The organism is Sphingopyxis macrogoltabida (genome assembly GCF_001314325.1).
In the GTDB taxonomy this organism is placed as follows: domain Bacteria; phylum Pseudomonadota; class Alphaproteobacteria; order Sphingomonadales; family Sphingomonadaceae; genus Sphingopyxis; species Sphingopyxis macrogoltabida.
The window spans coordinates 77,462-90,522 of sequence record NZ_CP009429.1; the positions used below are offsets into that span (position 1 = coordinate 77,462).

11 protein-coding genes are annotated in these 13,061 nt (G+C 65.4%); 7 read left to right on the forward strand and 4 right to left on the reverse strand.

Annotated elements, in window-relative coordinates; all coding sequences use genetic code 11:
* The first annotated feature begins 181 nt into the window (after nt 1–181).
* Together hppD and LH19_RS00410 are read left to right on the forward strand one after the other, a co-directional pair.
* On the forward strand, nt 182–1,273 hold the full coding sequence (gene hppD, locus LH19_RS00405) for a 4-hydroxyphenylpyruvate dioxygenase (RefSeq protein WP_054723934.1): 1,092 nt from the start codon (nt 182–184) through the stop codon (nt 1,271–1,273).
* Nucleotides 1,270–1,815, forward strand: a complete 546-nt coding sequence (locus tag LH19_RS00410) for a VOC family protein (protein WP_054723936.1) — start codon at nt 1,270–1,272, stop codon at nt 1,813–1,815. The genes hppD and LH19_RS00410 overlap by 4 nt, the downstream gene beginning before the upstream one ends.
* 102 nt (nt 1,816–1,917) lie before the next feature.
* Here the strand turns inward: LH19_RS00410 and LH19_RS00415 are convergent, their stop codons facing one another.
* The 4 genes from LH19_RS00415 to LH19_RS00430 form a co-directional block, all read right to left on the reverse strand.
* Nucleotides 1,918–2,571 (reverse strand): YqaA family protein, encoded by a 654-nt coding sequence (locus LH19_RS00415; RefSeq protein WP_054732767.1) that lies wholly within the window; start codon nt 2,569–2,571, stop codon nt 1,918–1,920.
* 196 nt (nt 2,572–2,767) lie between these two features.
* A complete protein-coding gene (gene purH, locus LH19_RS00420) occupies nt 2,768–4,360 on the reverse strand; it encodes a bifunctional phosphoribosylaminoimidazolecarboxamide formyltransferase/IMP cyclohydrolase (RefSeq protein WP_054723938.1) in 1,593 nt (530 codons plus the stop codon).
* Nucleotides 4,361–4,448: 88 nt separating this feature from the next.
* Nucleotides 4,449–5,933 (reverse strand): purple acid phosphatase family protein, encoded by a 1,485-nt coding sequence (locus tag LH19_RS00425; RefSeq protein ID WP_234716037.1) that lies wholly within the window; start codon nt 5,931–5,933, stop codon nt 4,449–4,451.
* On the reverse strand, nt 5,897–8,743 hold the full coding sequence (locus tag LH19_RS00430) for a TonB-dependent receptor (RefSeq protein ID WP_054723941.1): 2,847 nt from the start codon (nt 8,741–8,743) through the stop codon (nt 5,897–5,899). The genes LH19_RS00425 and LH19_RS00430 overlap by 37 nt, the downstream gene beginning before the upstream one ends.
* A gap of 310 nt (nt 8,744–9,053) precedes the next feature.
* Here LH19_RS00430 and LH19_RS00435 point away from each other — a divergent pair, with 310 nt between their 5' ends.
* The 5 genes from LH19_RS00435 (at nt 9,054) to LH19_RS00455 (ending at nt 12,984) form a co-directional block, all read left to right on the forward strand.
* Entirely contained in the window at nt 9,054–9,956 is a 903-nt protein-coding gene (locus tag LH19_RS00435) for an SPFH domain-containing protein (protein WP_054723943.1), read from the forward strand.
* Nucleotides 9,957–9,977: 21 nt separating this feature from the next.
* Nucleotides 9,978–10,178 (forward strand): hypothetical protein, encoded by a 201-nt coding sequence (locus LH19_RS00440; RefSeq protein ID WP_054723945.1) that lies wholly within the window; start codon nt 9,978–9,980, stop codon nt 10,176–10,178.
* A 1-nt stretch (nt 10,179) separates the two neighbouring features.
* A complete protein-coding gene (locus LH19_RS00445; RefSeq protein ID WP_054723947.1) occupies nt 10,180–10,422 on the forward strand; it encodes a hypothetical protein in 243 nt (80 codons plus the stop codon).
* A 96-nt stretch (nt 10,423–10,518) separates the two neighbouring features.
* Nucleotides 10,519–11,208 (forward strand): ribulose-phosphate 3-epimerase, encoded by a 690-nt coding sequence (gene rpe, locus LH19_RS00450; protein WP_054723949.1) that lies wholly within the window; start codon nt 10,519–10,521, stop codon nt 11,206–11,208.
* A 3-nt stretch (nt 11,209–11,211) separates the two neighbouring features.
* Nucleotides 11,212–12,984, forward strand: coding sequence for a heparinase II/III family protein (locus tag LH19_RS00455; protein WP_082395354.1), 1,773 nt, complete (start codon nt 11,212–11,214; stop codon nt 12,982–12,984).
* Nucleotides 12,985–13,061 lie beyond the last annotated feature (77 nt).

A 13,061-nucleotide genomic window follows, 5' to 3' on the forward strand; every position in this document is an offset into this window, starting at 1 on the left:
GGGCGACCAGAGTCACGTGCCTCTGGACGCGGCCGCCGTCGGCCTTTCTCTTCATGACTGTGCAAACCGCCAGCGGCCCCCGCCTTCGCGGGGGCGACGTTCATGCTGCGTGGTCGCGCATTGACTCCCGCACCGCAATCCATCATACTAGTTTCAATTGAAACTATATGGGGAATGCAAAATGGCCGACCTGTTCGACAATCCGCTGGGTCTCGACGGCTTTGAATTCGTCGAATTTTCGGCGCCGGAAAAGGGCATGCTCGAACCCGTGTTCGAACGGATGGGCTTCACCCGCATTGCGCGGCACCGGTCGAAGGATGTCGAGCTGTGGCGGCAGGGCGGGATCAACTTGATCGCCAATTACGAACCCAAATCGCCCGCCGCCTATTTCGCCGCCGAGCATGGCCCGTCGGCGTGCGGCATGGGATGGCGCGTCCGTGATGCCGCGAAGGCCTATTCGGAAGCGCTGGCGCGCGGCGCCGAGCCGGTCGAGGTCAAGGCGGGGCCGATGGAATTGCAGCTGCCCGCGATCCGCGGCATCGGCGGCTCGATCATCTATCTGATCGACCGTTATGGCGACGACCTCAGCATCTACGACATCGATTTCGTCTATGAAGAGGGTGTCGATCGGAACCCGGTGGGCGCCGGGCTCAAGGTCATCGATCACCTGACGCACAATGTCTATGGCGGCCGCATGGCGCATTGGGCCGCGTTCTACGAGCGGATCGCCGGCTTCCGCGAAATCCGCTATTTCGACATCAAGGGCGAATATACCGGCCTGACCTCGAAGGCGATGACCGCCCCCGACGGCAAGATCCGCATTCCGCTCAACGAAGAGGGCGCGGGCGGCGGCGGCCAGATCGAGGAATATCTGCGCGCCTATAATGGCGAGGGCATCCAGCATATCGCGTTCAGCTGCGACGATCTTTACGCGTCGTGGGACAATCTCGCCGCGCTCGGCAACCCGTTCGCGCCGTCGCCGCCGGCGACCTATTACGAGATGCTTGCCGATCGCCTGCCCGGCCATGGCGAGCCGGTCGATGAACTCCAGTCGCGCGGCATCCTGCTCGACGGATCGACGACCGAGGGCGACCCGCGCTTGCTGCTCCAGATTTTCGGGCAGACGGTGATCGGTCCGGTCTTCTTCGAGTTCATCCAGCGCAAGAAGGATGAGGGCTTCGGCGAGGGCAATTTCACCGCGCTGTTCAAGTCGCTCGAAATGGACCAGATCCGCCGCGGCGCGCTCAATGTCGAAGCGGAGCCGGCCGAATGACCAGCCCGATCAAACTGGGGGGCGTCCATCACGCCGCCTATCGCTGCAAGGACGCGAAGACGACGGTAGAGTGGTACGAGCGCATGCTCGGCATGACCTACACGACCGCCTTTGCCGAGGATCATGTGCCGTCGACCGGCGAATATGATCCCTATATGCACGTCTTCCTCGATGCGGGGAACGGCAACATCCTCGCCTTTTTCGAGCTGCCCAACCAGCCCGACATGGGACGCGACGAGAATACGCCGCAATGGGTGCAGCATCTGGCGTTCAAGGTCGGCAGCTATGACGAACTGGTCCAGGCGAAGGCGCATCTGGAGGCGAACGGCATCGACGTGCTCGGTCCGACGCATCACGGCATCTTCAAGTCGATCTATTTCTTCGACCCCAACGGCCACCGCGTCGAACTGGCGTGCGACATCGGCACCGACGAACAATATGCCGAGCTGAAGCGCGTCGCGCCGCTGATGCTCGAGGAATGGAGCCGGACCAAGAAGGCGCCGCGTCACGCTGACTGGCTGCATACGGCGGCGAACGAGTAAACACCGTCGCCCCCGCGAAGGCGGGGGCCGCCGTCGGTTTACGCGGCGGGGCAGGGCAAGGCTGCCAGCGGCCCCCGCCTTCGCGGGGGCGACGGTTTATTCCTACGCCCGGTCCAGCCCGATGCTCTCCAGCGTCGCGCCGCTGCATTTGTCGACCTTCTTTTCGCCCTTGTCGCCCGACAGCGCACCGATGGCGAGGAAGCCCGCGACGACGGCGACGACAAACGCGCCGGTGACCCAGATCAGATATTTGTCGATGAACGCCTTGATCGGCGCCCCGAACAACCGGAACAATATGCCGACGAGCATGAAGGAAAAGGCCCGGCTGGCGAGGCTCGCCCACAGGAAGGTCCAGAAATTCATGTGGATGAAGCCGGCGGTGATCGTCAGCAGCTTGAAGGGGATCGGCGTCGCACCCTTGATCAGGATGATCTCGGCACCATACTGCCGCAGATAACAGGCGGCCGGCGGAAAGGCATCGGTCAGCCCGAGCACCCCGAGCAGCCACAGCCCGACGCTCTCATAAAGGAAGAAGCCGATTCCATAACCGAAGATGCCACCCGCGACCGACGCGAGCGTACAGATGATCGCATAGCGCACCGCCTTTTTCGGGTTGGCGAGGCACATCAGCCCGAGCAGCGGGTGCGGCGGAATCGGAAAGAAGCTCGCCTCGACGAAGGACACCAGCGCCAGCCAGAACTCGGCGTGCGGGTGCGCCGATTTCTCCATCGTCCAGTTGTAGAGCCGCTGGATGATCGATGGCTTGCGGACGATTTCGGTCATGCTGGTCCTTTGGTGCGAGAGTTCACGCGGGCGCATCTATGCCGGGGGCATTACGGGAAGTCGATAGCCAAGCCCGTCGCCCCCGCGCAGGCGGGGGCCGCTAGCGGCCTGTTCCTACATCGCTGCTTAAACCGACAGCGGCCCCCGCCTGCGCGGGGGCGACGATTATTTAATGCCGGAAATGCCGCATGCCGGTAAACACCATCGCCAGCCCGGCCTTGTTCGCCGCCGCGATCACCTCGTCGTCGCGGATCGAGCCGCCCGGCTGGATGACGCAGGTCGCGCCCGCTTCGACCGCGGCCAGCAGGCCGTCGGCGAAGGGGAAGAAGGCGTCGCTCGCGACCGCGCTGCCGACGGTGCGCGGCTCTGCCCAGCCATGCGATTCCGCCGCTTCGCGCGCTTTCACTGCCGCAATACGCGCGCTGTCGCGGCGGTTCATCTGGCCGGCGCCGATGCCGGCGGTCGCGCCGCCCTTGGCATAGACGATCGCGTTCGATTTGACGTGCTTGGCGATCGTCCACGCAAACAGCGCGTCGGTCAGCTCTTCCTCGGTCGGCGCGCGGTCGGTGACGACCTTCAGGTCGGCGCGGGTGATGCGGCCATTGTCGCGGCTCTGCGCGAGCCAGCCGCCGGCGATCGTCTTCATCATCAGCCCGCCGCGCGCCGGATCGGGCAGTTCGCCGGTCAGCAGCAGGCGGAGATTCTTCTTCTTCGCGAACACCGCGCGTGCATCGGCATCGGCGTCGGGCGCGCAGACCACTTCGGTGAAGATCCCGCTGATCAGTTCGGCGGTCGCGCCGTCGAGCGGCCGGTTGACCGCGATGATGCCGCCGAATGCCGAGACATCGTCGCACTTCAGCGCCGCGTCATAGGCCTCGGCGATCGTCGCGGCGCTCGCGACGCCGCACGGGTTGGCGTGCTTGACGATCACGCAGGTCGGGTCAGCCTCGCGGAATTCGGCGACCAGTTCGAGCGCGGCGTCGGCGTCGTTGATATTGTTGTAGCTGAGCTCCTTGCCCTGCACCTGCTCGGCCTGCGCGATGCCGCGCGCGGCAGGACCGGCGGGAAGGTAGAGCGCCGCCTTCTGATGCGGATTCTCGCCATAACGCAGTTCGGTCGACAGCTTGGCGGTCAGCGGCAGCGTGTCGGGGAACAGCTTGCCCTGATCGGCGAAGGCGAACCAGCTCGCGATCATCCCGTCATAGGTCGCGGTGTGCGCAAAGGCGGTTGCGGCGAGCCGCTTGCGCAGCGCCAGCGTGGTCGCGCCGCCATTGGCGTCCATCTCGGCGATGACGGCAGCATAATCCTCGGGCTCGGTGACGATGCCGACGAAGGCGTGGTTCTTCGCCGACGAGCGCACCATCGCGGGACCGCCGATGTCGATATTCTCGATGATCGTGTCGCGATCGGCGCCGCTCATCACGGTCTGGAGGAACGGGTAGAGGTTGACGACCACCAGATCGATGCTGCCGATCCCATGTTCTTCCATCGATGCGACATGCGCCGCGTCGTCGCGCACCGCGAGGATGCCGCCGTGGACCGTCGGGTGCAGCGTCTTGACGCGGCCGTCCATCATTTCGGGGAAGCCGGTGAGGTCCGACACGTCGAGGACATTGTGCCCCGCCTCGCGCAGCGCCTTCGCGGTGCCGCCGGTCGACACCAGCTCGACGCCGTGACGGACGAGCGCGGCGGCAAGCTCGACGAGCCCCGCCTTGTCACTGACGGACAGCAATGCGCGGCGGACGGGAATCAGGTCGGTCATTTGGGAGGTGCCTCGGCTGACGGGAAAGACGCGGCTCCCCTAGGCGTGCGCCGTCCGCATCGCAACCCCGCAGCGCGGAAAACAGTCCCTATTTTGCCCGTGCGACGCAGGCGCCGCCATCGGGACCGACATCGCCCGTACAGCGCCGCGCGGCAAGCGTCGGTTCGTCGATCTCGATGAGCCGGTTGCCATCCCCGGTCCGTTCGAGGTCGAAGCCGTCGTAAAGCTTGCCCGACGCCGTGAAGGTGCGGAAACGGATCTTCTTCGGGTCGACGTCGACGATCTGATAGAGTTCGGTCGCCTCGGCGACCTTGTCGGGCTGCCAGGGCGTACGGTCGTTGAGCGCGTACATTTTCGACCCGGTCACCGACACCAGATAGACCGGGCCCTGAACCGTGCCGTCGGCGCGCGCCTGGGCGCTTGCCTCGCGGCCGGCTTCCGACGTCAGGCGGCTGTAACAATGGTCGTGGCCCTGCAACACCAGGTCGACCTTGCGCTTGTCGAACACCGGCTTCCACGCCGCCTTGATCTCCGCCGTGTCGTTCGGCCGCGCGCAGGTGAAGACGGGCTGATGGAACAGCACGACGTTCCAGTTCGCCTTGCTCGACGCCAGCGTCCGATCGAGCCAATCGGTCTGCGCCTGCATCGATCCGAGGTTGATCGCGGCGGTGCCGTCGAGGACGATGAAACGGACGCCCTGATAATCGGTATAATAGGTCGTTGCCTTTACCGGACCGGCGCCGTTCGCGGGCAGCGCGAATTGCGCGGGCCAATAGGGGCCGAGCCGGTAGACCTCGCTGCCGTCGGGCTGCACATCGTCGACATATTCGTGATTGCCCGTCGCCGGCACTTGCGGAACGATCGCATAATTATAGCCGCCGGCCTGATTCCACTCGCCCCATTCGTCGTCGTGATCGAGGTCGTCGCGCTGTGCGACAAGGTCGCCGGCGTGAACGACGAGGCGGATGTCGCCATTGGCGTGGAACGCCTGGCGGATCACGCGGCTGGCATAGGTGAGGATGCCGTTCTGGATGTCGCCGAGATAGAGGAAGCGGAAGGGCTTGGCGTCGTCGGCCGCGGTGCGGAACTGATACCATTCGCTCCACCCGGCGGCGCCCTTGACGCGATAGGTATAGACGGTGTCGGGGGTCAGGCCGGTGAAACGGATATGGTGATAGAGGGCGCGGCCATAGCTGCTGTCGACGGGCATCGACTTGCCGCCGACCAGCCTTGCCTTTTCCTCGAGCGTCGGCCCGTCGACCGACACCGCGATCTGGGCCCGGGACTCGGCCTGTGCGGTGTCGGTGCGAAAGGCGACCGCCATTTCCCGCGCCGGGTCGGAGCCCGGCGTCAGGACGATGCGGTCGGGAAGATTCTTCGGCGCGTAGGGAAGGCCGGCAGAGCGGGGGATGGGGGCGCCATCCTCCGTCTGCGTCACGATCGGGAAGCGCGCGGCCGCCGGTTCGGCGGAAAGCGCGGGCCCGCCCCAGAGCGCCATCCCTGCCGCGAGCAGCGGCAGGGCGATACGGTGCGGCATCAGAATTTGACCCGCGCGCCGAACTTCATCGTCCATTTATATTGCTCGAACTGGAGCAGGTTCTGCCGGGCGCCGACATTGTTGTAGGCATAATATTTGGCATTGTTGATATTCACCCATTCGTAAAACACCTGCACCTGCTTGGTGACATCATATTTCGCCGACAGGTCGAGCTGGAAATGATTGTCGATGATGCGATCCTCGGGTGCGTCGTCGCCCAGCTCGTCAAGATATTTGGAACGATAGGTGCCGGCAAGCCGGAGCGAGACCGGGCCCTTTTCGTAACCCAGCGCCGCGTTGAACGTGTGTTTCGAGGCCGACGGCAGGCGAATCTTGCGCAGGTCGGCGATGTCGCCGTCGATCGGCACATGGCCGGTCGCGTCGGTGTAGGTGTAGTTCGCGTTGACCAGCAGCCCGTCGAACGGCGCGGGCAGGAAACGCAGCGCCTGCGTATAGCTGAGTTCGAGGCCCCAGATCTTGGCGCTGTCGCCGTTGATCGGGATCGTCGCCTCGTCATAGGCGATGCCGTCATAGGTGCCGGCATCCTCGAGGTTGGTGTCGACGATGAAGTTCTTCACATCCTTGTAGAAGACGCCCGCCGAAAGCGCGCCGTTGTTCGGGAGATAATATTCGACCCCGGCATCGAAGTTCCACGCTTCATAGGGCTTGAGGTCGGGGTTGCCGAACTCGCCTTCGCGCTCGTTGTCGTCATTCTGTTCGATCGTGAAGCGCGGTGCGAGCTTCGACAGCTTGGGGCGGACAAGGCTCTTGTAGCCCGCCGCACGCAGCACGAGATTCTGCTGCGGCTCCCAGCGGACGGTCAGGCTCGGCAGCCAATGGTCGTAATTGCGCTTGAACTGGTTCGGCACGCTGATGACCGTATCGTCCTCGGCTTCCGATCCGTCGGGCAGTTCGCCGCCCTCTTCGATCAGCGTGACGGTGTTGGCGCGGATGTCGTTCTTCGTATGCTCGTAGCGCACGCCGCCGATGACGCGGAGCGTCGCGCTGTCCCAGCGGCCCAGCAGGTAGCCCGCCATGACGTCCTCGCTCACCGAATAATCCTCGACGGTCGAGTCGAACAGCGAGTCGAGTTCGTTGAGTTCGAAGGCGTCGCGGTTGGCGTTGAAGAACTGGCGCACGACCTTCTTGCCGAGCACCGGCGAGATATCGGTGATGCGATAGGTCTGGCCGCCGACGAGGTCGGCCATCGTCAGGTCGTCCATTTCCCAATATTGGGTTTCGAGATTGTAGCTCTTGTCGCGCCAGCGGCCCTTGGCGCCCGCCTGGACGGTAAAGCTGCCGCCGTCCGTCACGAATTCGCGGCCGAGATCGAACCGGGCGCCCCATTCTTCGTCCTGCGAAGCCGACAGGCCGGTGACCTGGACGCTGTCGAGTTCATATTGCGAGGGATCGGCGAAATCGGCGATCGCCCCGGCGCTGCCGCCGACCGTGTAGCGCGGCCGGCGCGGGTCGGCGAAGTCGAGCCCGAGTTCGAGGCCTTCGTCCTCGAAGGTCCGCTCGAAGTTGGCGGGGTCGATCGAGCCGTTCTCGCGCTCGGTCGATTTGGCATAGCTCACCGAATATTTGGCGTGCCAGCCGTTGCTGTCGGTCTCGCCGCCCAGCGTCAGGCTGCGGATGCGCTGGCGTTCGAAGCGATCCTTGAGCGAGCGCTGGACGCCGATTTCGCCATCGGCGTCGCTGTAGACGAGGTCGGCACCGGTGCCGGTGATCTCGCCGGCATCCTCGAGCTTCAGGCTCGTCTCGCGGCGATATTCCTGGTCGTCGAACTGGCTGTAGATGCCGCGGGCATAGAGTTTGGTCGACGAACCGACGCGGAAATCGAAGTTCAGGTTCGCCGACAGGCGCTTCCGCTCGACGTCATAGTCGCGATAATTGACCTCTTCGGTCGTGATCTGGCCGTCGTCATTCACGTCCCAGCCGTCGGCCTCGACATTGTCGGTCTCGAATTTGCGCTGATAATAGGAGATGCCGCCCGAAATGCCGACATTGTCCGACAGGCGCTGCGCGAAATCGATGCTGCCCTTCGGCGTCAGCTTGTCCGAATAATCGTTATAGCTGCCCTCGACCTTTGCGGTCAGCAGGTTCTTGCGGCGCTCGAAGGCGCTGGTCGTGTGGATTTCGATCGACGCGCCGATCGTGTCGGCGTCCATGTCGGGGGTCAGCGATTTCTTGACCTCGATCGATTCGATGCTGTCGCTCGAGATCACGTCGAGCGCGACCGAGCGGACATCGCTCTCGGGAGCGGGCAGGCGGACGCCGTTCACCGAGGTCGCGTTGAGTTCGGGGTCGAGGCCGCGGACCGAGACGAAGCGGCCCTCGCCCTGATCGTTGAGGATGTTGACGCCGGGCAGACGGCGCAGCGATTCGGCGACATTCTGGTCGGGGAACTGGCCGACTGCGTCGCGGGTCAGCACGCTTTCGACGCCGTCGGCGGCCTTCTGGCGCGACAGCGCGCTCGCCTGCGTCGCCGACTGGCCGAGGACGAGGATGCTGTCGTCGGTGCCGAGGACGACCCTCACGCTCAGATTGCCGCTTTCGGGGACGCTGATCGTCTGGGTGCGCGGTTCGGCGCCGACATAGCGGGCTTCGAGCGTATAGGTGCCGGCGGGCACGTCGGCGAAGCGGAAGCTGCCGTCGCGATCGGCTTCGGCGACGCGGCCGAGTTCGACGATGCGAAGCTGCGCGCCCTGCAGCGCGCGCGTGTCGCTGGCGTCGGTTACCGACCCGGTGAGGTCGCCGGCGTACGCGGTGACGGGAAGGGCGGCGGCGAGCGAAAGGCAGGTGCCGAGCAGGATGCGTGAACGAACGGTACGAAGCTGGTGCATGATGTCCCCCGAGGAGTGCGATTAATCGCCGGGGCCTGTTGGCTCCCGGCGAGTCGAGGGGGCCAGTGACAGCGCTCTGTGACCGCTGTGTTACGCGACTGTCACACGACTGCAACAGAAGGTAAGCGGTGTCGGGCAAGTCGGCGAAATCGGCGGCAACTTGGCGTCCGGGAAAATTTCACGGGGTCCGACAATAGCTGTTGGCCGTCGCGACCGGCATCGGCATGCGGGCGCAGCGATCACGATTGACTCGGCTTCAATTCGATATAAATATGATATCATAATTATATCGAGTGATTCGGAGGGAAATATGGTCGATACGGGAACACCCGCGCTGAACCGCAGTCGCGAGACACGCGCGAATACGCAAAGCGGCTATCTGATGCTGCTGATCTGGCTGGCGCTGCTCGGCGTCGCTGCCTGGGCGCTCATCACCAACATCAATGGGGGAGGCGAGGTCGCATGGAAATGGGTCGTGCTGGGCGTCAGCGCCTTCGTCGGCACGATCATCCTCTGCGGCTTTTACCTCATCAACCCCAACGAGGCCGCGGCGATCCAGTTGTTCGGTGCCTATAAGGGCACCGACCGGCAGGAAGGGCTGCGCTGGATCCTGCCCTGGCTGTCGCGCAAGAAAATCGCGGTCCGCGCCAACAACGTCATTTCGGACAAGATCAAGGTCAACGACCTGCGCGGCAATCCGATCGAGATGGCGGCGCAGGTGGTATGGCGGGTCACCGACACCGCGCAGGCTTTGTTCGATGTCGACGATTACAAGGAATTCGTCATGGCACAGATCGAGGCGGCGGTGCGCTCGATCGGTTCGCGCTATCCCTATGACGATATCGAGCATCAGGAAATCACCCTGCGCGGCAACCATGACGAGGTGGGGGTCGAACTCCGCAAGGCGCTGATCGAACGGCTGAGCGTCGCGGGGATCACCGTCGACGAATGCGGGCTGACGCATCTCGCCTATGCGCAGGAAATCGCCGGTGCGATGCTGCGCCGCCAACAGGCCGAAGCGGTGATCTCGGCGCGCAAGAAACTCGTCGAGGGCGCGGTCGGGATGGTCGAGATGGCGCTCGACCAATTGAGCGCCAAGGGCGTCGTCCACCTCGACGACGAGCGCCGCGCCGCGATGGTATCGAACCTGATGGTCGTGCTGTGCAGCGAACGCGACACGCATCCGGTGGTCAACGCCGGCTCGCTCTACTGAGCCCGGCCAGCGAGACGAACCATGCCGGCGCCTGCCAAAAAAGCATTCGCACTCCGCCTCGATCCCGCGCTCTACGCGGCGATCGAGCGGATCGCGGCCGCCGAATTGCGCAGCGCCAATGCCGAAATCGAGGTATTGCTCCGCGAAGCGCTCGCGCGGCGCGGCGTGACGGTCAAGGCGCCGGCACCCGCGAAGCGCGGCCGGCCGCCCAAGGAGAATTGAGATGCTCCATCTGATCCTGGACGACCGCGCGTGGTTCCGTCCCAAGCGTCGCGGCTATGGCACCGGCATGCCGATCGCCTGGCAGGGCTGGGCGATGCTGGCCCTGCATATCGCGTCGATCACCGGCGTGGCGGTTCTCTTGCAGGGCCGACCGCTCCTGTTGCCGTTCGCGGTCATCATCGCCGGCCTCGCCCCGATGCCGCTTTATCGCGCCAAAACCGCAGGCGGCTGGCACTGGCGATAGGCTTTTTTGTCGCCCCGGCGAATATTCGTGGCATGCGGCCTTGTCAGGGCCTTTCCGCCGCTTGCCCCCTGGTAAGTTGATGGTTAAGGCCGGTCCATGACCGCCGACCCATCAACGTCCCCAGCCGCCCCCGTCCGCATCGCCCCGTCGATCCTCAGCGCCGATTTTGCGCGGCTGGGCGAAGAGGTGCGCGCCATCGAGACCGCCGGCGCCGACTGGGTGCACATCGACGTCATGGACGGCCATTATGTCCCCAATCTGACGATCGGCCCGATGGTGGTAAAGGCGCTGCGTCCGCACTCGACGCTGCCCTTCGACGTCCATCTGATGATCAGCCCCGTCGATCATTTCCTCGACGCCTTTGCGGCGGCGGGCGCCGACATCATCACCGTGCATCCCGAGGCAGGGCCGCACATCCACCGCACCGTTCAGCACATCAAGTCGCTCGGCAAGCAGGCGGGCGTTTCGCTCAATCCGGGCACCCCGGCGAAGATGCTCGACTATCTGATCGACGACATCGATCTGGTCCTGATCATGAGCGTCAATCCGGGTTTCGGCGGCCAGAGCTTCATTTCCAGCCAGCTTCGCAAGATCGAGGCGGTGCGCAAGATGATCGACAAGTCGGGGCGCGACATCCGCCTCGAGGTCGATGGCGGCATCGACGCGGGCACCGCGCCGCTGGCGATCGCGGCGGGCGCCGATGTGCTCGTCGCGGGCACCGCGACCTTCAAGGGCGGCCCCGATGCCTATGCCGACAATATCCGGCGGTTGCGCGGCGGCGCCTGAGGAATGGTGAAGCCGGTGATCGCTCCCAAAGATCATGAGCCGGACGCCGCCGCCGACGCCGACGCGCTCGACGATACGATCGAGCCCGGCAAACGCCTGATCCGCCTGCCCGCCGACAAGGGACTGTCGCTCGGCGACCGGATCGCCAACCAGATTACGCGGCTGACCTGGCGCACGCCGCTCCACGCCTTCCGCCTCAAGGGCCGCTTCCCGCTCAAGCTGCTCGGCGTTCCCGAGGACCCGGTGCCCGGCGACACGCGGGCGGGGACGGCGATCCGCGCCGGCCACTTCCTCCATCGCGGGCTCAAGCTGCCGCTCCACGAACTCGATTTCGCCAATCTCGACGTCGTGCCCACCTTTGCCGATTATCTGCACAGCTTTGCCTGGCTGCGCGATCTCGCCGCCACCGGCACGCGGTCCGACGGCGTGCCGATCGCCGAGACGATGGTGCGGCAATGGCTGGGCGTGCACGGCGAGGCAGTCAGCGAACCCGCGTGGCAGGCCGACAATACCGGCTGGCGCATCCTGTTCTGGGCCGCGCACGCGCCGCTGATCCTGTCGTCGAGCGACCTCATCTACCGCTCGGCGGTGCTCAATCATCTCGCCCGCGCGGCGCGCCACCTCGACCGCGTCGCCGACAAGACGCGCCCGGGGGTCGGCCAGCTGGTCGCGTGGGTCGGCATCGTCGCCGCTTCGCTGCTGATGCCCGGCGGCGAGCCGCGGCAGGTGTTCGGCGAGGCCGGGCTGCGCAAGGTGCTCGAGACGAGCTTCTACGCCGACGGAGGCAATATCTCGCGCTCGCCGCAGGCGCAGCTCGATGCGATCATGGCGCTGTCGATGCTCGCCAAAATCTACGAGATGCGCCGCATGGAAGTGCCGCCTTTCGTGCAGGAGGTGCTGGCGCGCGCCGTCCCCGCGCTGCTCGGCCTGACCCACAGCGATGGCGGGATGGGGAGCTGGCAGGGCAGCGGCGCGACGTCGGCGAGCGACATCCAGGCGATCGTCCGGGCCAGCGGCGTCCGCACCCGCCCGCTCAAGCAGGCGCGCGACTGGGGCTATCAGCGGCTCGTCGCCAACAAGGTCGTGCTGCTCGCCGACGCGGCGCCACCGCCGATCGCCCGCGTGACCGAGGCGGGCTGCGCCTCGACGCTCGCCTTCGAACTCAGCGACGGCGACGAACGCATCGTCGTCAACTGCGGCGGCGCGGCGCTGACCGGCGCGACGATCCCCGCCGATCTGGCGCGCGGCCTGCGCACTACGGCTGCGCATTCGACATTGATCCTCGCCGACAGCAATTCGACCGCGATCCTCGCCAATGGCTCGCTCGGCAAGGGAGTGACCGAGGTCGAGCTCGACCGCCGCGAAACACCGCAGGGCAGCCGGCTGGAGATGAGCCACGACGGCTATGCGCGTCGTCACGGGCTGATCCACCGCCGCCTGTTGATCCTGTCGCCCAACGGTCGCGAGCTGCGCGGCGAGGACATGCTGCTCCCCGCCCCGCGTACGCGGCGCAAGGGCGACAAGGGCTTTGCGCTGCGCTTCCACCTCGGGCCCAATCTGTCGGCCAGCCTGACCGCCGACCGGCTCGGCGCGCTGCTCCGCATCGCCGGTGGGCCGCTCTGGCAGTTCCGCACCTCCGAAGGCGCGCTCGAAATCGAGGAAAGCCTGTGGGTCGACGGCGAAGGCCGCCCGCACCCGGGCGAACAGCTCGTCGTCACCGGCATCGCCCCCGCGGGCGGCGCAAGCATCGGCTGGATCTTCAAGCATATTGGCTAGGACGCAGGCTTGCGCCGGACCCCAAAAAACAAGGGAGGCCCGGAGCCCCCCTTGTTCATTCTTCTGTTCTTTCGTCG